We start from the raw sequence: 20,066 nt of genomic DNA, 5'->3' as shown, positions 1-20,066 counted from the left end.
CCGTGGGGGGACGGGGCGGACCGGCGCACCGGAACTGACGGTGACTCAGACGGTGGGGTTCACTCCCATTCGATGGTTCCCGGCGGCTTGGACGTGACGTCCAGAACCACCCGGTTGATCTCCTCCACCTCGTTGGTGATCCGGTTGGAGATCCGCGCGAGCAGCTCGGAGGGCAGCCGCGACCAGTCCGCGGTCATGGCGTCCTCGGAGCTCACGGGGCGCAGCACGATGGGGTGGCCGTAGGTGCGGCCGTCGCCCTGCACACCCACGGAGTGCACGTCCGCGAGCAGCACCACGGGCATCTGCCAGACCTCGTCGTCGAGACCGGCGCGGGTCAGCTCCTCACGGGCGATCGCGTCCGCGCGGCGCAGGATGTCCAGGCGCTGCTCGGTGACCTCACCGATGATGCGGATGCCCAGGCCCGGGCCGGGGAACGGCTGGCGGCCCACGATGTTCTCGGGCAGCCCGAGCTCGCGGCCCACCGCGCGGACCTCGTCCTTGAACAGTGCGCGCAGCGGTTCCACGAGCTCGAACTGCAGGTCCTCGGGGAGCCCGCCCACGTTGTGGTGGCTCTTGATGTTGGCCGCGCCCTCGCCGCCGCCGGACTCGACGACGTCCGGGTAGAGGGTGCCCTGCACCAGGAACCGCACGGGTTCGCCGTCCGCGGCCTCCTCGCTGAGCACCTTGTGCTCCGCGGCCTCGAATGCGCGGATGAACTCGCGCCCAATGTTCTTGCGCTTGGTCTCCGGGTCCGTGACGCCCTCGAGCGCCCCGAGGAAGCGCTCCTTCTCCCGGGCTATGTGCAGCTTGATCCCGGTCGCGGCCACGTAGTCCTTCTCGACCTGCTCCACCTCGTCCTGGCGCATCAGGCCGTGGTCCACGAGCACGCACGTGAGCCGGTCCCCGATCGCGCGCTGCACGAGCGCGGCCGCCACCGCGGAGTCCACCCCGCCGGAGAGGCCGCACAGCGCCTTGCCGTCGCCCACCTGGGCGCGGATGGCCGCAACCTGCTCCTCGATGATGTTGCCCGTGGACCAGGTGGGGCTGAGCCGGGCGCCGTTGAAGAGGAAGTTCTCCAGGACCTTCTGCCCGAAGGCAGAGTGCTTGACCTCGGGGTGCCACTGCACGCCGTAGAGCCCGCGCTCACGGTTCTCGAAGGCGGCCACGGGCGCGCCCTCGGTGGTGGCCAGGGTGGTGAAGCCCTCGGGCGCCGCCGTGACGGAGTCGCCGTGGCTCATCCACGTGGTCTGCACGTCAGGGGTGCCGTCCAGCAGCGTGCCCACGGTGTCGGCGGTGGCCGTGGCGGTGGTGGCGCCGTACTCGCGCGCACCCGTGCGCTCGACCGCGCCGCCCAGGGCGTTGGCCATCACCTGGAACCCGTAGCAGATCCCCAGGACGGGAACACCGGCCTGGAAGAGTTCGGCATCGCGCTGCGGGGCTCCCGGTGCGTACACGGAGGCGGGCCCGCCCGAGAGGATCAGGGCGGCGGGGTTGCGCTGCAGGATCTTCTCGGTGGACCAGGTGTGCGGAACGATCTCGGAGTACACATTCGCCTCGCGCACCCTGCGGGCGATCAGCTGCGCGTACTGCGCACCGTAATCGACCACGAGTACCGGGCGTTGTTCCAGGTCGCTCAGGTTCTCAGGGGATTCAGTCACGCGGACAAGTCTAGAACACGGCACAGACACGCCCCGCCGGTCTCAGTAGCGCTTGGCGGCCCTCGGATTGGCGGCGAGCTCCGCCTCGGTGGAGCGGTGGATCTTGCGCTCCACGATGAACGAGAGGAAGGGCACCACGCCGCCCAGGGCCATCACGACCAGCTGCGCGAAGGGCCACCGCATCAACGACCACACGCGCAGGCAGGAGAGGATGTAGACCACGTAGAACCAGCCGTGGACGATGAGGATCCACGTGGAGACGTTGACCCCACCGGCGAGGTTCTCGAGGTCCAGGTTCTGCCACCCGAGCGCCACAGTCTGGCCCGTAGCCTTGTCCGTGCCTCCGGCGATGAGGTCGTAGTGGAAGCCGTAGCGGGTGACCATCTCCGCCACGAGAAGCAGCAGGAACGTGCCGGAGACCCACGCGCACACCTTGTACACGTTCAGCGCGGTGCGGATCTGGGCCTCGGTGCCGCCGAAGCGGCGCCGCGGCTTCAGCGCGGCGGCCTTGGCGCGCACGCTGTCCGGCACGGTCGCCCGTTCCGGGGTGGCGTCCTGGGGCGCGGTGACCCGCACGCCGTCTGTGCGGCGCACCGGGCGGGGCTGCTGGTCGTTCTTCGGCGTGGGCTCAGTCATGGGGTGCTCCGTTGTCGGATCGCGGGGTGGGGTTCTCTGAGGACGACGCCGCGCCGCTGGCTCCGGCGCGCCGCGCACCCGGGCGGGCGGCGTCCTCGTGTGGGGCGTTGCCGGGGGCGCGGGCCGCGACGGCCGGCTGGTCGTCGAAGTAGTAGAAGCACTGGTCCTGCGCGTCCCAGTAGTAGTAGGACTGCTCAGCCTCGTCCCAGAAGTAGTCGCCCTCGAAGTAGAAGTACTCCTCCGGGTTCTCCTCGCGCAGCTGCTCGTCGCGGACGAAGCGCCACCACATGAAGAATGCGAACCCGGCGAAGACCACCCACTCGATGGCGTAGAAGAGGTTCAGTGCGTGCACAGATGTGTCCGTGGGCTGCTGGTCGATCTGCAGGCGGCTCAGTCCTTGACCCATCAGGCTCGCGGAGTCCTCGAGCGCACCATCGGAGGACACCGGGGCCGGCTGGGCGGCGGGATTCTCCGAGAAGGCCGCCACGTAGCCGGAGTAGAGGGGCGTGTTCCACAGGTTGCTCAGCTGCGCCGTGGACACGGAACCCACCTGGTCCGAGGGCAGCTTCTCGCTGGGCAGCGGGGAGTCGGTGGGCAGCAGGCGCCCGATCACGCGGATCCGACCAGACGGCGCGGCGTCCGCCTGCTGGGGCGAGGCCACCCAGCCGCGGGCCACGGCGAGGGAGACGTCCGAGTCCGCGGCGTCCCACCGCTTCTGTGAGTCCGGGACCACGAGCTGCGTGACCACCCAGTACCCGGACGCACCGTCCTGGAGCCGCCCAGGCACGAGCACGGTGGAGTCCGGGACGTACGTGCCGGTCACGGAGACCACGTGGTCCGCCTGCTGGGAGGTGACCGCCTCACCGGGTGTGGTGACGTCCGCGAGCGCCGAGACGCGGTCCTTTGCGGGATCCGCGACGGTCGAGGACTGTAAGGACGCGTTGAGCTGCCACATGCTGAGGCTCACGAAGAGCGCCGCCACGAGCAGGGCGGCCGCCAGAAAGGCCAGAGAGCGGGGGCGCAGGGCGGTTTTCAGCACGGTTCAACCCTACTGGCCCGCGCTGGGCGTTTCCCACACCAGCGCACCCCGCGGGCAGGCCCGCGACGGCACCCGGGCTCAGCTGCGGATGACCACCTCGGCGCGCTGGAACTCCTTCAGGTCCGAGTAGCCGGTGGTGGCCATGGCGCGGCGCAGCGCACCCATCACGTTGGAGGAGCCGTCCACGTGCCGGGAGGGCCCGTTGAGCAGCTCGTCGAGCGGGCCGACCGTGCCCACGTGTGTGCGGACACCGCGCGGCGAGTGCGAGTGGTGCGCCTCTGCGCCCCACAGCCAGCCCTGTCCGGGTGCCTCCTCGGCGCGGGCCAGCAGGGTTCCGAGCATCACGGCGTCCGCGCCCATGGCGATGGCCTTGACGATGTCGCCCGAGGTGCCCAGACCGCCGTCGGCGATCACGTGGACGTAGCGGCCCCCGGACTCGTCGAGGTAGTCCCGACGCGCCGCGGCGACGTCCGAGACCGCCGTGGCCATGGCCGCGTGGATGCCGAGGATCGACTCGGTGCGCAGGGAGGCTCCCCCACCGAAGCCCACCAGGACCCCGGCCGCTCCGGTGCGCATGAGGTGCAGCGCCGGGGTGTAGCCCGCGGCGCCGCCCACGATCACCGGGACGTCGAGGTCGTAGATGAACTTCTTGAGGTCCAGCGGCTCCTGCTCGCGCGAGACGTGCTCGGCGGAGACGGTGGTGCCGCGGATGACGAAGAGGTCCACGCCGGCCTCGAGGACCGTGCGGTAGTGCTCGACCACACGCTGCGGGGACAGGGAGCCCGAGACGATCACGCCGGCCTCCCGGATCTCGGCCAGACGGGCCTTGATGAGCTCGGGCTGGACGGGCGCCGAGTAGAGCTCCTGCATCCGGCGCGTGGCCTGCGGCAGGTTCTCGGAGCTGAGGTCCGCGATCTCGTCCAGGGCCGGCTGCGGGTCCTCGTAGCGGGTCCACAGCCCCTCGAGGTCCAGCACGCCCAGACCACCCGCACGGCCCAGCTCGATGGCCGTGGCCGGGGACATCACCGAGTCCATCGGCGCGCCCACCACGGGGATGTCGAACTGGTAGGCGTCGATCTGCCACGCGGTGCTCACGTCCCGCGGGTCCCGCGTGCGGCGGGAGGGGACCAGGGCGATCTCGTCCAGGCTGAACGTGCGGCGCGCCCGTTTGGAACGCCCAATCTCGATGTCGTAGCTCACGAAATGTCCTTTCACCGCGCGGCGCGCACGGGGATGGGTGCGGCGCGGATCAGCGCTTGTAGTTGGGGGCTTCCACCGTCATGGTGATGTCGTGCGGGTGGGACTCCTTGAGCCCCGCCGGCGTGATCCGCACGAAGCGGCCCTTCTGCTTGAGTTCCGTGACGGTGTGCGCGCCCACGTAGAACATGGTCTGGCGCAGCCCGCCGTCCAGCTGGTGCAGTACCGAGGCGAGGGGGCCGCGGTACGGGACCTGGCCCTCGATGCCTTCCGGGATGAGCTTCTGGTCGTCCGAGACGTCCGCCTGGAAGTAGCGGTCCTTGGAGTAGGAGGTGTTCTTGCCGCGGGACTGCATGGCGCCCAGCGAGCCCATGCCGCGGTAGGCCTTGAACTGTTTACCCGCTACAAACACGAGCTCGCCCGGGGACTCGTCGCAGCCCGCGAGCAGCGAGCCCAGCATCACGGAGTCAGCACCGGCCACCAGCGCCTTGCCGATGTCGCCGGAGAACTGCAGCCCGCCGTCGGCGATCAGCGGCACACCGGCCGGGATCGTGACCTGCGCAGCCTCGTTGATCGCGGTGATCTGGGGGACACCCACGCCGGCGATGATGCGGGTGGTGCAGATGGAGCCGGGGCCCACGCCCACCTTGACGGCGTCCGCGCCCGCGTCCACGAGGGCCTGCGCGCCAGCCCGGGTGGCCGCCTGGCCGCCGATCACGTCCACGTGCGCCGCCGCGGGCTCCTTCTTGAGCCGGGCAATCATCTCGAGCACGCCCTGCGAATGGCCGTTGGCGGTGTCGATGAACAGCGCATCCACACCGGCGTCCACCAGCGTCATGGCACGCTCGAAGCCGTCACCGAAGAAGCCCACGGCCGCACCCACTCGCAGCCGGCCCTCGTCGTCCTTGGTGGCCAGCGGGTACTGCTCCGCCTTGGTGAAGTCCTTGACGGTGATCAGCCCGGTGAGCCGGTCCTGCTCGTCCACCAGCGGCAGCTTCTCGATCTTGTGCTTCGCGAGCAGGGCGTGGGCCTCGTCCTTGCTCATGCCCACCTTGCCGGTGACGAGCGGCATGGGGGTCATGACGTTTCGCACCAGGCGGGTCTCGAAGTCGCTCTCCGGCAGGTAACGGGTGTCGCGGTTCGTGATGATGCCCAGCAGCTTCTGGTTCTCGTCCACCACGGGCAGGCCAGAGACCTTGAAGTAGCCGCACAACCGGTCCAGCTCGGCGAGCGTGGCGTCCGGGGAGACCGTCACGGGGTTGGTGATCATCCCGGACTCGCTGCGCTTGACGCGGTCCACGTGGTCCGCCTGGTCCTGGATGGACAGGTTGCGGTGGATCACGCCGATCCCGCCCTGGCGCGCCATGGAGATGGCCATCGCGGACTCGGTCACGGTGTCCATGGCCGCCGAGAGCACGGGGGCCTGCAGCGTGATCCTGCGCGACAGGCGCGTCGTCGTGGAGGCCTCCGACGGGATCACGTCCGTGTTGCCGGGCAGCAGCAGCACGTCGTCGTAGGTCAGTCCGGTGAATCCGAACGGGTCGTCCATCAGTGCCGTGGGCACGGGTTCAGCCACGAGTAGTCCCTTTCGCGCGAGAATGTCGCCACCAGTCTACGGCGCGGCTCCGACGCGCCCCCCGCCCGTTCGCCGCGGGTCGCAGGCTCCGGACAGGGCCTGGGACCACGGCGTCGTACCGTGCGCGGGCCGCGGAGCGGACGACGTCACACCGCGTGCCGACGCCGTGCGGTCACCCCGGTGCGTGACGGCCGACCCGCGCGGGGCCCTCACCCCGTGGCACCGGTCCCGACGGCCGCGACGAGCTGGTCCCGCAGCAGCGGCGCCATGGTGCGCGTGTACTCCCAGGTGAGGTGGTGGGAGTCGATCCACAGGGCCACGTTGCCGATCACCGGCGCGCACACACCCTGCGGACAGATCAGAGGAGTGGGATCGATCCCGGCGAACCCGGGGATCGAGTCGAGGGACTGGGCGGGGTTCTCCGCCGCCAGCACGGCGTCGGCGGAGACCCTGCAGGACTCGTCGTCGCGGCCCTTCTCGGCCACGCACCGGGTGGGGTCGAAGTCCAGGCGGGGGTTGTCGCGGAATCCGACCACGGTGGTCCCCTGGGCGGTGAGCTCCCGTGTCAGGGCGTCGAGGCCGCTCACCACGCGCTCTGCCGGGCCGTCCGTGAGCTCCGCGCGCGTGGAGGTGGTCAGCACGGCATCTGGCTTCAGCTCCCGCAGGTAGTCCATGGCGGCCTCGTTGCCGTCCTTGCACGTGCTCGACTGCCCCTCCACGCCGAACCCGCACCCGGGCTGCAGGACGGAGATCAGCTGCCAGTTCTCCTCCTGCGCCACGGGGATCACGGCGCCCATGTACTGCTCCATGTGGGAGTTGCCGACGACGGCCACCACCTTGGTCGGGTTCTCCACCTTCTCGGTCTGGCGGCAGAATCCCTGGGCCTTCTTGTTCGCGCTCTTGTACTCACCGTCGCAGGCCTGCGGCAGGCCCACCCACTGGTCCTTCATGGATGCGGGCAGCGCGGGGGCATCCGGGTCCCCTGCGAACGCGTAGACCGGCTCGAGGACCCGTGCGCCGGGGTTGTTCAGCTCGGCCTGCGCCTGGAGCTGCGCGGTGCGGTGGCGCTCGACGACGGACCACGTGCCAGCGGCGACCAGCACCGTGCCCATGCACACCACGATCACCAGCGCGAGCCGCCAGTTCTTCGCCTCCGGCCACTTCCACCGCTTGAGCGGGTTCTCCACGAGCTTCGTCAGGAGCAGTGCCAGCAGAACGGACACGACCACGATCACCACGCCGGAGCGCGGCCCGGCCACCGGCCGGTCCCGGACCACCAGATAGGTGATCAGCAGGGGCCAGTGCACGAGGTACAGGGCGTAGGCGGCGTCGCCCAGCTTCACCACCGGGGCCCAGGAGAGGAACCGGTCGAGCCCGAGGGCCGAACCGGACTGTCCCGCAACGATGATCGCTGCGGCGGAGAGCAGTGGCCACAAGGCAATCCAGCCCGGGAACGCGCCCTGCACGTCCACGAGGATCCCCACCGACACCATGCTCACCAGTCCGCCCCACCCCAGGACCAGCCGCACCGCACGGGGAAGTTTCACGTAGGGAATGGCGAGCGCCACCAGGGACCCCAGGGCGAACTCCCACAACCGGGCCCTGGTGTCGAAGTACGTGAACTCCTGGTGCGCGGCCGTGGAGAGCATCGAGAAGGCCAGCGAGGACGCGAACACCAGCCCGAAGCACGCGGCCAGAACGGGGACGCTGCTGTGTCCCGTCCGGCGCTTGACCAGCCACGCCAGGCCGAAGATCAGCGGCCACAGCAGGAAGACCTGCCCCTGGACCGAGAGGGACCAGAAGTGCTGGAACGGCGAGGCCGAGGAGTGGTCCGCCGCGTAGTAGTCCACCGCGTTGAAGGCGAGCGTCCAGTTCTCGAAGTACAGGATCGAGGCCACGCCCTGGAAGCGGAAGTCCGCCACGTCCTGCGCGGGGTACAGCCACCACACGAGGAACAGTGTGGCCAGGATGACCACGGTCGCCAGCGGCAGCAGCCGCTTGAAGGTGTGCAGCCAGTAGCGGCCCAGCGCCAGAGGACGCCCGCCCTCGAGCTTGCGGACGAACGAGAGGGTCATGAAGAACGCGGAGATGAACAGGAAGATGTCCACACCACCCGAGACCCGGCCCATGAACACGTGGTAGAGGACCACCAGCACGACCGCCACGGCACGCAGTCCCTGCACCTCCGGGCGGAACCCGGAGTACCGCTGCACCCGTTGCGCGGAGGAGGATCCGGCAGCCCACCGGGGAAGCTGCCCCACCGGAAGCGGGGATGAACCGGCAATGGGATCCAAGGCTGGGGAAATGCGCATCCGGTCAGCCTAAACGCAACGGGGCGCACCGATCACATCGCACCCGGTTCCGCCCCGACCCGTCTCCGTGGGGGGGGGGGCAGCGCGCACGGCCTGCGGGTTGAGCCACCCGGTCGCGCGGGGGCAGAGGTCGAGCACCGTCGCCGGTGGCAGTACCACAAATGGCCGGCGGCCCACCCCTCGAAAGGGGTGGGCCGCCGGCCATTCGGCGATTTCCGGAAGGATCGGGAGGACTCAGTCCTCGTCGTCCTGCTTCTCCGCCACGAGCGTCTCGGTGGTGAGCACGAGCGCGGCGATGGACGCCGCGTTCTGCAGGGCGGAACGCGTGACCTTGACGGGGTCGATGATGCCCGCCGACAGCAGGTCCTCGTACTCCCCGGTCAGTGCGTTGTAGCCGTTGCCCGGCTCCATGTCCGCGACGCGGGCGGCCACGACGTTGCCGTCCTGGCCCGCGTTCTCCGCGATCCAGCGCAGCGGCTGGACCAGGGCGCGGCGCACGATGTTCACGGCGGTGGCGGCGTCCCCGCTGAGGCCGAGGTCCGTGCCGTCGAGCGTCTTGGAGGCGTGGACCAGGGCGGAGCCGCCGCCAGCCACGATGCCCTCTTCGAGCGCGGCACGCGTGGAGGACACCGCGTCCTCGATGCGGTGCTTGCGCTCCTTCTGCTCCACCTCGGTGGCGGCGCCGACCTTGATCACGGAGATGCCGCCGGCCAGGCGCGCGAGGCGCTCCTGGAGCTTCTCGCGGTCCCACTCGGAGTCCGTGCGGGCGATCTCCGCGCGGATCTCGGCCACGCGATCCGCGACGGCCTCGGAGGACCCGGCGCCGTCCACGAGCGTGGTCTGGTTCTTGGTGACCGTGATGCGGCGGGCACTGCCCAGCTGGGTCAGGTCCACGCCGTCGAGGGAGATGCCGAGCTCCGGGGTGATCACGGTGGCGTCCGTGAGCACCGCGAGGTCCTGCATGATCGCCTTGCGGCGGTCACCGAACCCGGGGGCCTTCAGGGCCACGACGTCCAGCGTGCCGCGCAGCTTGTTGACCACCAGGGTGGACAGGGCCTCACCCTCGACGTCCTCCGCGATGATGGTCAGCGGCTTCTTGGCCTGCAGCACCTTCTCCAGCACCGGCATGAGGTCCTGGATGGCGGAGATCTTTCCCTGGTACAGCAGTACGTAGGTGTCGTCCAGGACGGCTTCCTGGCGCTCCTGGTCCGTGATGAAGGACGGCGAGAGGTAGCCCTTGTCGAACTGCATGCCCTCGGTGACGTCCAGCTCCACCTCGGTGGAGGAGCCGTCCTCGATGGTGATGACGCCGTCCGTGCCCACGGTCTCGAAGGCGCGGGCGATCAGCTCGCCGATCTCCTCGGACTGCGCGGAGATGGCCGCCACGTGGGCCACGTCCTTGCCCTCGACTGGGCGGGCGTTGTCGAGCAGACGCTCGGACACGGCGGCCACCGCGGCCTCGACCCCGCGCTTGATGTCGCCCGGGGCGGCACCGGCGGCCACGTTGCGCAGACCCTCCTTGACGATGGCCTGGGCCAGCACGGTGGCGGTGGTGGTGCCGTCGCCGGCGACGTCGTTGGTCTTGGTGGCGACCTCCTTGGCCAGCTGCGCGCCGAGGTTCTCGTAGGGGTCCTCGAGCTCCACCTCACGGGCGATGGTCACGCCGTCGTTGGTGATGGTGGGCGCGCCCCACTTCTTGTCGAGGACGACGTTGCGGCCACGGGGGCCGAGGGTGACCTTGACGGTGTCCGCGAGGCGGTTGACGCCTGCCTCGAGCGCTTTGCGAGCGGTGTCGTTGAACACCAACTGCTTGGGCATGTGTGCTCCTTGGGAGAGAGAGGGAGAGGAAATGACGGCGCGGTGCCCGCGCTGCCCGTGCGGGCGGAAGCTCGGGCACCGCGCTCGAAAGACGTGGGGTGGTTACTTTTCGATGACGGCCAGCACGTCGCGCGCCGGGAGCACGAGGTACTCCTCGCCGTTGTACTTGACCTCGGTTCCGCCGTACTTGGAGAAGATGACCAGGTCACCCTCCTTGACGTCCACGGGGATGCGGTTTCCCTTGTCGTCCACGCGGCCCGGGCCCACGGCAAGGACGGTGCCCTCCTGGGGCTTCTCCTTGGCGGTGTCCGGGATGACCAGACCGGAAGCGGTGGTCTGTTCAGCGGCCAGCGGCTGAACCACGATGCGATCCTCGAGGGGCTTGATGGAGACCGACACGATCTCTCCCTTTCTTCTAGGCGTGTGAGACGGTGTGCGCCCGCGCGGTGTCGTGGGGTCCCACGACGGCGAGCGCCACAGGCCAGTTGGCGTGCCAACCGTCGTCGCGGTGCCGATTGAGCGCCTGGCCTTTTAGCACCCTCACTACGAGAGTGCCAACAATTACTGTAGGGAGGCCGCCCGCGCCCGGTCAAGGCGGCGGCGCGCCGCTCCCCTGTGGGCTGAAAGCTGGCCGACCCCGCCGCTCGCGCGGTTGCGCGCACGGGTCTCAGTAGTAGACCGCGAGCCTGCCGCTGGGCCCGTCGTGGCACGTCACCGGGGTCTCGAAGACCCGGGTGAGGGTCTCGTCCGTCATGATCTCCTCGGGCGTCCCGAACTCCACGACCTTGCCCTCCTTCACGGCGCAGATCCAGTCCGAGTAGTGGCTCGCGAAGTTGACGTCGTGCAGCACTATCAGCACGGTGCGCCCCAGCTCGTCCGCTACACGACGCAGGTGGTGCATCATGTGCACCGAGTGGCGCATGTCCAGATTGTTGAGCGGTTCGTCGAGCAGCAGGTAGTCGGTCTCCTGGCACAGCACCATGGCCACGTAGGCGCGCTGGCGCTGGCCACCGGAGAGCTGGTCGAGGTAGCGGTTCTGCAGGGAGCCGAGGTCGAAGAACTCGATGGACTCGGAGATGATCCGCTCGTCCTCCCGGTTGATCCGTCCCCGCGTGTAGGGGAAGCGCCCGAGCGCCACCAGCTGGCGGACCGTGAGGCGCGCGGTGAAGTGGTTCTCCTGCCGCAGCGTGGAGACCACCGTGGCCAGTTTGCGAGGGTGCGTCGTCGTCACGTCGTGACCGCCGATCACCACGGTCCCGGCATCCGGGCCCAGCAGCCGGCCCATCATCGTCAGCAGCGTGGACTTGCCCGCCCCGTTGGGCCCCACCAGCGCGGTGACTCCCCCGGGCGGGATCTCGAGGTCCACCGGCCCGATGGACGTCCCGGACCCGTAGTCCTTGAACAGCTTGCCCAGCTGGATCACAGCCGACCCCTCCTCAGGATCACCACGAGGAACACGGTGCCACCCACCAGTTCGATGATGATGGACACCGCCCCCTCTGCGTAGAACACGTTCTTCAACAGGAAATAGGCGCCCGCGAGCACCGCGAAGCCGATCAGCACGGCCATGGGGAACACGTACCGATGGTCGTAGGTGTCCGAGAACTGGTAGGCGAGGATCGCCACCAGGAAGCCCAGGAACGTCATGGGCCCGATCACGGACGTGGAGACGGCCATCAGGACGGAGACCCAGAACAGCGTGAGCATCAGTTCCCTGCGGTGCTTCAGGCCGAGGTTCGTGGTGACGTCCTTGCCCAGCGACAGGATGTTGAGCTTGCGCGAGTGCAGGTACAGGGCCACGGTCGCGAGGGCGCACAGGGGCACGGCGAGCAGGAAGTAGCTCGCGTCCGCGTTGGACACCGAGCCGAACAGCCGCGCGCTGAGCACGTCGAAGTCGCTCGGGGCGAGCAGCCGCTGCATGAACGTGGAAACGGAGCCCAGGCCACCGCCCAGCACGATGCCGATCAGCAGCATGATCTGCACGTTGCCGTACTTACCGGAGAGTAGCCAGCCGTAGAGTCCCAGCGCGAAGAGCACCATGAGGCCCACCTGCATCGCGTACTGCGGCAGGCCCTGGATCGCGGTGACGCCGACGGCTCCCAGGAAGTAGACGACGGAGGTCTGGATCAGGACGTAGAGGGACTCGAACCCCATGATCGACGGTGTGATGATCCGGTTGTTAGCGGCCGTCTGGAACGCCACCGTGGCCATGGCCTGGCTCACCGCCACGATCGCGATCACCACCACGCTCGTGGCACGGGACTCGGCGATGCGCCAGAAGCCCCTGGTGCCGAACGGCAGGGGGTTGTCCCACGCGAGGATTCCGAGGCAGAAGGCCAGACCCACAAGCAGCAGGCAGACCAGGGCGATCCAGTAGCGTCGCCGGTGGGCCGGGGAGATGAAGGCCGCGAAGCCCTCGCGGGCGGTGTCGTGGTGCAGTGCGGGGGGCACCGCGGCGTCGTGCGTGGCGGTGTCAGGCATGGCGGCGGCTCCGGAGCAGCAGGGCGATGAACACCGCGGCGCCCACGACCCCCAGGATCAGGGAGACGGGCACCTCGAACGGCATGATGATCGTGCGCCCGATCAGGTCGCACACCGTGACCAGCCCAACACCCAGCAGGCACACCCACGGGAGGTTGGAGCGCAGGTCGTCGCCGCGGAAGAGGGAGACGACGTTGGGGACGATCAGTCCCAAAAACGGCATGTTGCCCACGACCACGGTGACCACGCCGGTGGCCACGGCCACGAGCCCGGTGCCCGCCAGGATGATCCGGTTGTAGTTCAGACCCACGTTGGTGGCGACGTCCTCGCCGAGCCCGGCCACGGTGAGCCGGTCTGCGGTGATGAACACCAGCACCGCCACGACGGCGACGATCCACAGTGCCTCGTACTGGCCCTTGAGCACAGAGGTGAAGCTGCCCGCGAACCAGACACCCAGGTTCTGCAGCCGGTCCGTGACGAGCGCCAGGTAGGTGGAGATGGACCCGACCACCGCACCGAGCATGATGCCCACGATCGGCACGATCAGCGACGAGCGCAGGGTGACTCTGCGCAGGAACGCGAAGAAGACCATGGTGCCCAGGAACGCGGCGATGATCGCACCGACCATGCGCACGGTCAGGGACGCGTCCGGGAAGAGGATCATCATGACCAGCAGCCCCAGCCCGGCCCACTCGGTGGTGCCCGTGGTCGTGGGCTCCACGAACCGGTTCTGGGTCAGCAGCTGCATGACCAGTCCGGACATGGCCATGGCCGCGCCGGCCAGGACGAGGGCGATCGTGCGCGGGATGCGGGTCAGCGCGAGGAAACGGCTGCCGCCGCCCCCGTCGCCGAGGTCCGCGACCCCCGTGACAATCGAGAGAACGAGCAGCCCCGCCACCGCGAGCAGCGCCAACCAGAACTTCCAGTCGCGCAGCGCCCCCGGGGCGGCGGTCGTGCGTCGGGCCGTGGAGACCATCACCTGTGCGCTTTCCTCACTCGTGGCGGCGCCCCGCGAGGACGTTCCCGCGGGGCACCGTTGACGACATTCCTGGGCGGAGTGCGGTCAGTTCTTCTGGCTCTCCAGCTTGTCGGCGATCTCGTTGAGGATCTCCGTATAGGTCTGGATGCCCTCGTTCGTGTAGGTGTCCTCCGGCAGGTACACGACGTTGCCGTTCTTCACAGCGGGGACGTCCTTGAGTGCCTCGGACTTCTCGATCACCTCGGACGCGGGGGTAGCGTCCTTCGAAGAGCTGATGGCCGCGTCACGGTCCATCACGATGAGCAGTTCGGGCTTCGCCTTGGCGATGGCCTCGACGGAGATGTCGTCACCCTGGTGGTCGTCGGAGCCCTCCACCTCGAGGGCCGGCTTCAGACCGACCATGTCGAACAGCGGGCCGATCGTGCGACCGGTCTTGGGGACCACGTACCCGATGTCGCCGCCGGAGACGATCAGGCCCATGGCGGACTGGTCCTTGTAGGCGTCCTTGGCTCGCTGCTCAGCCTTGTCGAGGTCGTCGTTGAGCTTCTCGGCGTCGTCGGTCTTCTGGAAGACCTCACCCAGCGCGGAGACCTGGCGCTTGAGCTCGGAGTCGAGGGGCTGGTCGTCGCGCGGATCCAGGTCGAGCATCGCGGCGTCCGGGACGAGCTTCTTGATGTCGTCGTAGTGTTGCGAGAAGCGCTGGCCGTTGATGACCAGGTCCGGGTCCACACCCGCGATGGCCTCGAGGTCCGGCTCGCGGTGCGATCCGAGATCCACGATGCTGTCGTCGTCCTTGTACGCGATCGTCTCCGGGATCAGGGTCTTCGGCGCAGCCTTGAGCTGCACGCCCCAGTCCGAGAGGGTCTCGAACACACGGTTGTCCGTGGCGACCACGGAGCTGGGCGGGGAATCGACGGTCTGCTCACCCTTGTCGTCCTGGATCGTGACCGTGGAAGCGGCGGGACTGGCGGAGGATTCCGAGGAGGAGCCGCCGGAGCCGCACCCGACCAGCGCGAGGGACGCCACCGCGCACAGGGCGATCCCGGGGAACAGTCGGTTGGAAGACATGAATGTACTCGCAATCTCGGGCGTCGTCTGGTGCAGGCGGCCAGCCATAAGGTGAGCCTAACCTAAATAAAGGCTGAAAATCCAGTGTGGATCCTCCCGTGTCCTGCGGCTCCCCGGGTTGCATCACCGTGTTCTGCCCGCGCGTGGTGTGATGGAACGGTGAACACCTCCCCCGCACCCCAGGACCCCGAGGCGGCGGGTCTGGCCCGGCTGCTGACCCCCGAGGGGCTACGCCTGCTGGATGAGCTCGGCCCCTACGACCCCGCTGCATCCCTGACAGTCAGCGAGTCCCTGCGCGCCCGCGGCCACTCCCCCGAGCTGGTCTCGGCCGCGCTCACCCAGTCGCGGCTGCGCGCGAAGGCACAGGCCAAGTTCGGGGCCTACGCACGGCACATGGTCTTCACGCGCGACGGCGTGGAGCAGGCCACCCGCTGGTCCGTGGCCGCCCTGCACGCGCAGCGCTTTGCGCAGGCCGGGATCGAGCACGTGGTCGATCTGGGCTGCGGGGTCGGTGCGGACTCGCTGGCACTGGCGGCCCTGGACCGCACGGTCACCGCAGTGGAGCGGGATCCGCTCACCGCCGCCGTGGCCACCGTCAACCTCACCGGATGGGACCGGGTCCGCGTGCTGTGCACTGACGCCGAGTCCCTCGACCTCTCTTCCTTGGAGGCGGGCCCCGCCGACGGCGTGTGGCTCGACCCCGCACGCCGGGTCACGGGCTCCGGGAGCACCCGCAGGATCTTCGACCCCGAGGCGTTCTCCCCGCCCCTGTCCTTCGTGACCGGTCTGGCCGCCGACGGCCTCGCGGTGGGCGCGAAGATCGGCCCGGGCATTCCGCACGAGCACGTGCCCGCGGATGCAGAGGCGCAGTGGATCTCCGACCGCGGGGACGTGGTCGAGGCGGTGCTGTGGTTCAACGCGGTGCGCCGCCCGACGGTGGCCCGCGCGGCACTCGTGCTGGGCCGCGGAGGCGGCGCAACGGCGTCGTCGGCCCCCGGGAGCACGGCCCTCGAAAGCACGGCGCACGAGACTGGCGACACGGAACCCGCCGAGACGGCGGAGAACGCGCCGGCCGCGGCGGAACTGACCTCCGCGTCCTGGCAGTCCCCGGCCCCGGAGGGCAAACTGCTGGGGCCCGTGGGCCGCTACCTCTACGAGCCCGACGGCGCCGTGATCCGCGCGGGGCTCGTCACGGACCTGGCCCAGCACCTGGGCGCGCACCTCGTCCACCCCGCCATCGCCTACCTGAGCTCGGACACGCTCGTGGAGACCCCGCTGGCCCGGGCGTACGAGGTCCGGGAGGTACTCCCCCACACCGTGAAGGTTCTCAAGAGGTGGGTGCGGGAGCACGACGTGGGCACCCTGGAGATCAAGAAACGCGGCACGGACGTCACACCCGAGCAGCTGCGCCGGCAGCTCGCACCACGCGGTTGCGGGCGTGCGACGCTGGTGATGACACGGCTGCATGATGCCGGGACGGAACGCCGCGTGGTGCTCGCCGTGCACCCCGTAAACTGATGCTCCCTGTGCTGCAGTGACGGGCGGGGCCCGGGGACGGCGTCCCCGGGTACGGTCACGACCGCCGTTTCCGGCGCACCCACGAGAGGACCACGCCGTGCACATTGATTTCCACAGCTCAGACCGCTCCACCCTCGGCGTGGAGTGGGAGGTCGCCCTCGTGGAGCGCGCCACGGGCGAACTCGCCCCGCGCGCGGACGAGGTCCTCGAAGCAGTGACAGCCGAGCATCCCGAGCTCGGTGAGGAGGGGGACCACCCACGGGTCACGGGCGAGTTCCTTCAGAACACCGTGGAGATGGTCACAGGGATCAGCGAGACCGTCGGGGAGGCCGTGACGGACCTGGCCAGCACGCAGGACCTGATCCGCGAGGTCACCGACCCCCGCTCGCTCGAGATCTTCGGTGCGGGAACCCACCCGTTCTCCGACTGGACCCAGCAGCCGGTGGTGGACAAGGAGCGCTACTACAAGGTGCTCGACCGCGCCCAGTACTGGGGCCGCCAGATGGTGATCTTCGGCCTGCACGTGCACGTGGGCATCAACCACCGGGACAAGGCGCTGCCCGTGCTGGACGGACTCATGAACTACTACCCGCACCTGCTGGCGCTGTCCGCGAACTCACCGTACTGGAACGGCCACGACACCGGCTACGCGTCCCACCGCGCCCTGATCTTCCAGCAGCTCTCCACGGCGGGGCTGCCCTTCCACTTCGACACCTGGGAGGAGTACGAGTCCTACGTGGGGGACCTGGTGGCCACCGGTGTGATCGAGGAGATCTCCGAGAACCGCTGGGACATCCGCCCCGTCCCCCGCTTCGGCACCGTGGAGATGCGCGTGTGCGATGGCCCCTCCACTCTGCGCGAGGTGGGGGCGCTCGCCGCTCTCACGCAGTGCCTCGTGGAGTCCTTCTCCCGCGCCCTGGACCGCGGGGAGCCCATCCCCGTGATGCCCCCGTGGCACCACCAGGAGAACAAGTGGCGCGCCGCCCGCTACGGGCTCGACGCGATCGTGGTGAAGGACGCCCAGAACCACGAGCGGCTCGTGACCGAGGACCTCACGGAGCTGCTCGAGAAGCTCGAGCCGCTGGCCCGGGAGCTCGACTGCGCGGACGAGCTCGCCCACGTGGAGACCATGATGAACGGCGCCACCGGCTACCAGCGCCAGCGCCGCGTGGCCCAGGAGAACGGCGGGGACCTGCGCGCCGTGGTCATGGACATCGTGGAGCGCAACCGCACCACGCGCTGAGCCGGGGACGACGCCGCACGGCCGGTTGCCCGGTGCACTGGCCGGTTCGTGGTCGGACCGGTTCGCGGTCGGTCTGCTTCCCGACCGGTCCTGCCGGCGGCGGCTGCGGAGGTCCGGATTCGCCTGCCCGGGTCCGTCGTCGCGGCACAGATGGACCGGCCCGTTCAGCTCGCGGCGGGCACGGCCACCGTGGTCACGGGCAGGCCGGGATCCGCGGTGAATCCGATCCCCGTGGGTGCCATGCCCCGGGAGACGAGCCGCGCACCGAGGGCGGCCACCATCGCACCGTTGTCCGTGCACAGGGACAGCGGCGGAACCACGACCGTGATCCCGTGGCGTGAGCAGCGCTCGGTGACGAGCTCCCGCAGCCGCGAGTTCGCGGCCACTCCCCCGCCCATGAGCAGCGTGGTGATCCCGTGCTCGGTGCAGGCCAGCACCGTCTTGCGCGAGATCACGTCCACCACGGACTCCTGGAAGCTCGCGGCCACGTCCGCCACGGGAACGGGCTGGCGCGCGGCCTGGAACGTCTCGACCACGCGCGCGACCGCGGTCTTCAACCCCGAGAAGGACATGTCGTAGCGGTGCGGTCCGGGTTTCTCGACAGAGCCCATGTACTTGCCGGCGGTGAGGCCGCGAGGGAACGCAAAGGCGCGAGGATCGCCGTCGACGGCCGCGGCGTCGATGGCCGGCCCGCCCGGGTAGGCGAGCCCGAGCAGCCGCGCGACCTTGTCGTAGGCCTCGCCCGCGGCGTCGTCGATCGTGGAGCCCAGCAGCCGCACGTCGCTCGTGATGCTCTCCACGGCCAGGATCTCCGTGTGTCCGCCCGAGACGAGCAGGGCCCCCAGGTGCTCGGGCAGCTCGCCGCCGTCCCCCAGCAGCCCGACCCCCACGTGGGCGACCAGGTGGTTGATCGCGTACAGGGGCTTGCCCGTGGCGACCGCCAGGGCCTTCGCCGCCGCCACGCCCACCATGAGCGCGCCGGCGAGTCCGGGCCCGGAGGTCACGGCGATCGCATCGACCTCGGCGAGGCTCACCTCCGCCTCCGCGAGCGCCGCGCGGACGGTGGGCACGAAGGCCTCGAGGTGCGCTCGGGAGGCGATCTCCGGGATGACCCCGCCGAAGCGCACGTGCTGCTCCATGGAGGAGGAGACCGTGTTGGTCAACAGTTCGGTGCCGCGCACGATGCCCGCACCGGTCTCGTCGCACGAGGACTCGATGCCCAGAACCAGTGGCTCAGTGGTGTTCATGGATGGTCCTTCCGTCCGCGCTGCGCTCCGCCGGGCCCGCGGGCGCCAGCTCGCAGCGCATGATCAGCGCGTCGTGGCCCGGGCCGTAGTAGTGGGCGCGGGTGTGGATGTGGTGGTAGCCGAAGCGGCGGTACAGCGCCTGGGCCCGAGGGTTGTCCGCGCGGACCTCGAGCATCATCTCGGTGGCCCCCTCAGCCACGGCGGCCTCGTGGAGCACGCGCAGAAGCGTGGCGCCGAGCCCCCTGCCCTCGTGGGCGGGTACCACCGCGATGGTCTGCACGTCCGCCACGGGCGGTATGCACATCATTCCGGCGTAGCCCACGATCTCCCGGTCCCGTGTCACCACCCAGTAGCGGCGGGTGGGGTGGGCGAGCTCCTCGCGGAACATCTGCGCGGGCCACGCATCCTCGGGGAACAGCTCGGTCTCCAGCGTGTGGACGGTCTCCAGGTCCCCCGGTTGCATGGGCCGCAGAGCGTAGCCACGGGGCAGCGACGACGCCGCGGCCACCACGGGCTCGCGCGCCGTCACGACGTCGCCCGCTTGGGCGCCCCGGGGACCCTGGCATCAGACTCGCGCAGGTAGAGGGGGGTGGTGTCCGTGCTCAGCGCGCCGCCGCGGCTCATGAGCGCCCAGGCGGCGCGGGCGAGGTCCGCCGCGCTCGGGGCGACATCCGTGCCCTGCGCGGCCAGCCGGGGAACACGGTCCGGGTAGAGGCCCGCGCCGGAGCCGTAGCAGGGCATCCCGGGGAGGTCTTCGGGCGCCGCAACCCCGGGCTCCCCCGCGGGCACGGCCTCCGGGCGGTCGTGCGACCCGGTGAGCCGGTAGCGGCGGAAGTACAGCTCCTTGCGGCGAGCGTCCGTGGCCACCACGAACTCGGGCTCCCCCGCCTCGAGCGCGAGGGGCACCACGTGGTGGGCCACGGCGTCGAGCGAGCAGAGCCCGTACACGGGCAGGTTCCACGCGAAGCCGAGGGCGCGGGCGCTCACCAGCCCGGCCCGCAGGCCGGTGAACGGTCCTGGGCCGATGCCCACGAGAATGCCGTCGAGGTCCTCACCGGTGAGCCCGGTCCGCGCCATGAGATCCTGCACCGCCGGGGCCAGGGCCTCGGCGTGCGAGCGGGTGTCGGTGGTGTCGAAGCGTTCGAGCACCTCACCGTCCCGGGCCAGCGCCACGGACGCGGTCGACGAGGAATCCAGACTCAGCACAAGCACCCGGACAGTCTAAGCCCGCGCGGAGAGGCCCCTCCGCGCGCACCCGGTCGGAGCGGCGAAGGGGCCTCTCAGGCCGGGTACG

The 20,066-nt window shown here is 69.8% G+C and carries 17 protein-coding genes; 2 read left to right on the top strand and 15 right to left on the bottom strand.

All coding sequences use genetic code 11. The annotated features are described in order from the left end of the window. Positions 1-59: 59 nt before the first annotated feature. The 12 genes from guaA to B3G12_RS05315 all read right to left on the bottom strand — a co-directional run bounded on the left by guaA (position 60) and on the right by B3G12_RS05315 (position 14,764). Positions 60-1,658, bottom strand: coding sequence for a glutamine-hydrolyzing GMP synthase (gene guaA, locus B3G12_RS05370; protein ID WP_144941850.1), 1,599 nt, complete (start codon positions 1,656-1,658; stop codon positions 60-62). Positions 1,659-1,700: 42 nt separating this feature from the next. Further along, a complete protein-coding gene (locus B3G12_RS05365; RefSeq protein WP_144941848.1) occupies positions 1,701-2,294 on the bottom strand; it encodes a DUF3817 domain-containing protein in 594 nt (197 codons plus the stop codon). Beyond that, a complete protein-coding gene (locus B3G12_RS05360) occupies positions 2,287-3,333 on the bottom strand; it encodes an SURF1 family protein (protein WP_144941846.1) in 1,047 nt (348 codons plus the stop codon). Before B3G12_RS05360 ends, B3G12_RS05365 begins: the two co-directional genes overlap by 8 nt. Before the next feature lie 78 nt (positions 3,334-3,411). Further along, positions 3,412-4,533, bottom strand: coding sequence for a GuaB3 family IMP dehydrogenase-related protein (locus B3G12_RS05355; protein WP_094394888.1), 1,122 nt, complete (start codon positions 4,531-4,533; stop codon positions 3,412-3,414). A 49-nt stretch (positions 4,534-4,582) separates the two neighbouring features. Then, positions 4,583-6,079 (bottom strand): IMP dehydrogenase, encoded by a 1,497-nt coding sequence (guaB, locus tag B3G12_RS05350; protein ID WP_094395213.1) that lies wholly within the window; start codon positions 6,077-6,079, stop codon positions 4,583-4,585. 236 nt (positions 6,080-6,315) lie between these two features. Next, the gene (locus tag B3G12_RS05345) at positions 6,316-8,418 is read right to left on the bottom strand and encodes an acyltransferase family protein (protein WP_290499500.1); all 2,103 of its coding nucleotides are present in this window, start codon (positions 8,416-8,418) and stop codon (positions 6,316-6,318) included. Positions 8,419-8,652: 234 nt separating this feature from the next. Next, positions 8,653-10,236 (bottom strand): chaperonin GroEL, encoded by a 1,584-nt coding sequence (gene groL / locus B3G12_RS05340; protein WP_144941844.1) that lies wholly within the window; start codon positions 10,234-10,236, stop codon positions 8,653-8,655. 102 nt (positions 10,237-10,338) lie between these two features. After that, positions 10,339-10,635, bottom strand: a complete 297-nt coding sequence (gene groES / locus B3G12_RS05335) for a co-chaperone GroES (RefSeq protein WP_095798825.1) — start codon at positions 10,633-10,635, stop codon at positions 10,339-10,341. Positions 10,636-10,903: 268 nt separating this feature from the next. After that, positions 10,904-11,659 carry an ABC transporter ATP-binding protein gene (locus B3G12_RS05330; protein ID WP_144941842.1) on the bottom strand — a complete coding sequence of 252 codons (756 nt, stop codon included), beginning with the start codon at positions 11,657-11,659 and terminating at the stop codon, positions 10,904-10,906. Next, on the bottom strand, positions 11,656-12,717 hold the full coding sequence (locus B3G12_RS05325) for an iron chelate uptake ABC transporter family permease subunit (RefSeq protein ID WP_290499497.1): 1,062 nt from the start codon (positions 12,715-12,717) through the stop codon (positions 11,656-11,658). Before B3G12_RS05325 ends, B3G12_RS05330 begins: the two co-directional genes overlap by 4 nt. Continuing rightward, positions 12,710-13,693, bottom strand: a complete 984-nt coding sequence (locus B3G12_RS05320; protein WP_290499495.1) for an ABC transporter permease — start codon at positions 13,691-13,693, stop codon at positions 12,710-12,712. Before B3G12_RS05320 ends, B3G12_RS05325 begins: the two co-directional genes overlap by 8 nt. A gap of 87 nt (positions 13,694-13,780) precedes the next feature. Next, positions 13,781-14,764, bottom strand: a complete 984-nt coding sequence (locus B3G12_RS05315; RefSeq protein WP_290499493.1) for a siderophore ABC transporter substrate-binding protein — start codon at positions 14,762-14,764, stop codon at positions 13,781-13,783. A gap of 159 nt (positions 14,765-14,923) precedes the next feature. On the opposite strand from B3G12_RS05315, the gene B3G12_RS05310 reads away from it, so the two are divergent. Both B3G12_RS05310 and B3G12_RS05305 read left to right on the top strand, forming a co-directional pair. Continuing rightward, entirely contained in the window at positions 14,924-16,282 is a 1,359-nt protein-coding gene (locus B3G12_RS05310; RefSeq protein ID WP_145009822.1) for a class I SAM-dependent methyltransferase, read from the top strand. Between the two features lie 97 nt (positions 16,283-16,379). Continuing rightward, on the top strand, positions 16,380-17,525 hold the full coding sequence (locus tag B3G12_RS05305; protein ID WP_290499489.1) for a glutamate--cysteine ligase: 1,146 nt from the start codon (positions 16,380-16,382) through the stop codon (positions 17,523-17,525). A gap of 164 nt (positions 17,526-17,689) precedes the next feature. Here B3G12_RS05305 and tsaD read toward each other — a convergent pair whose 3' ends face one another. From tsaD to tsaB, 3 genes are read right to left on the bottom strand one after another with little or no spacing between them, the layout of a single operon-like run. Beyond that, positions 17,690-18,772 carry a tRNA (adenosine(37)-N6)-threonylcarbamoyltransferase complex transferase subunit TsaD gene (gene tsaD / locus B3G12_RS05300; RefSeq protein ID WP_290499487.1) on the bottom strand — a complete coding sequence of 361 codons (1,083 nt, stop codon included), beginning with the start codon at positions 18,770-18,772 and terminating at the stop codon, positions 17,690-17,692. Further along, positions 18,759-19,301 (bottom strand): ribosomal protein S18-alanine N-acetyltransferase, encoded by a 543-nt coding sequence (gene rimI / locus B3G12_RS05295; protein ID WP_414672726.1) that lies wholly within the window; start codon positions 19,299-19,301, stop codon positions 18,759-18,761. Before rimI ends, tsaD begins: the two co-directional genes overlap by 14 nt. Next, the gene (gene tsaB, locus B3G12_RS05290) at positions 19,298-19,984 is read right to left on the bottom strand and encodes a tRNA (adenosine(37)-N6)-threonylcarbamoyltransferase complex dimerization subunit type 1 TsaB (protein WP_144941830.1); all 687 of its coding nucleotides are present in this window, start codon (positions 19,982-19,984) and stop codon (positions 19,298-19,300) included. The genes rimI and tsaB overlap by 4 nt, the downstream gene beginning before the upstream one ends. Positions 19,985-20,066: the final 82 nt, after the last annotated feature.

Source organism: Kocuria sp. UBA5001 (assembly GCF_002398425.1).
In the GTDB taxonomy this organism is placed as follows: domain Bacteria; phylum Actinomycetota; class Actinomycetes; order Actinomycetales; family Micrococcaceae; genus Kocuria; species Kocuria salsicia.
Note: the sequence above shows the minus strand (reverse complement) of the source record. Positions and strands in the feature narration are given on the sequence as shown.

Bases quoted from the DNA above. Each gene is read 5' to 3' on its own strand.
- B3G12_RS05325 (WP_290499497.1), bottom strand. From the start codon at position 12,717: ATGCCTGACACCGCCACGCACGACGCCGCGGTGCCCCCCGCACTGCAC.
- groL (WP_144941844.1), bottom strand. From the start codon at position 10,236: ATGCCCAAGCAGTTGGTGTTCAACGACACCGCTCGCAAAGCGCTCGAG.
- B3G12_RS05365 (WP_144941848.1), bottom strand. From the start codon at position 2,294: ATGACTGAGCCCACGCCGAAGAACGACCAGCAGCCCCGCCCGGTGCGC.
- B3G12_RS05320 (WP_290499495.1), bottom strand. From the start codon at position 13,693: ATGGTCTCCACGGCCCGACGCACGACCGCCGCCCCGGGGGCGCTGCGC.
- guaB (WP_094395213.1), bottom strand. From the start codon at position 6,079: ATGGACGACCCGTTCGGATTCACCGGACTGACCTACGACGACGTGCTG.
- B3G12_RS05345 (WP_290499500.1), bottom strand. From the start codon at position 8,418: ATGCGCATTTCCCCAGCCTTGGATCCCATTGCCGGTTCATCCCCGCTT.
- B3G12_RS05315 (WP_290499493.1), bottom strand. From the start codon at position 14,764: ATGTCTTCCAACCGACTGTTCCCCGGGATCGCCCTGTGCGCGGTGGCG.
- tsaD (WP_290499487.1), bottom strand. From the start codon at position 18,772: ATGAACACCACTGAGCCACTGGTTCTGGGCATCGAGTCCTCGTGCGAC.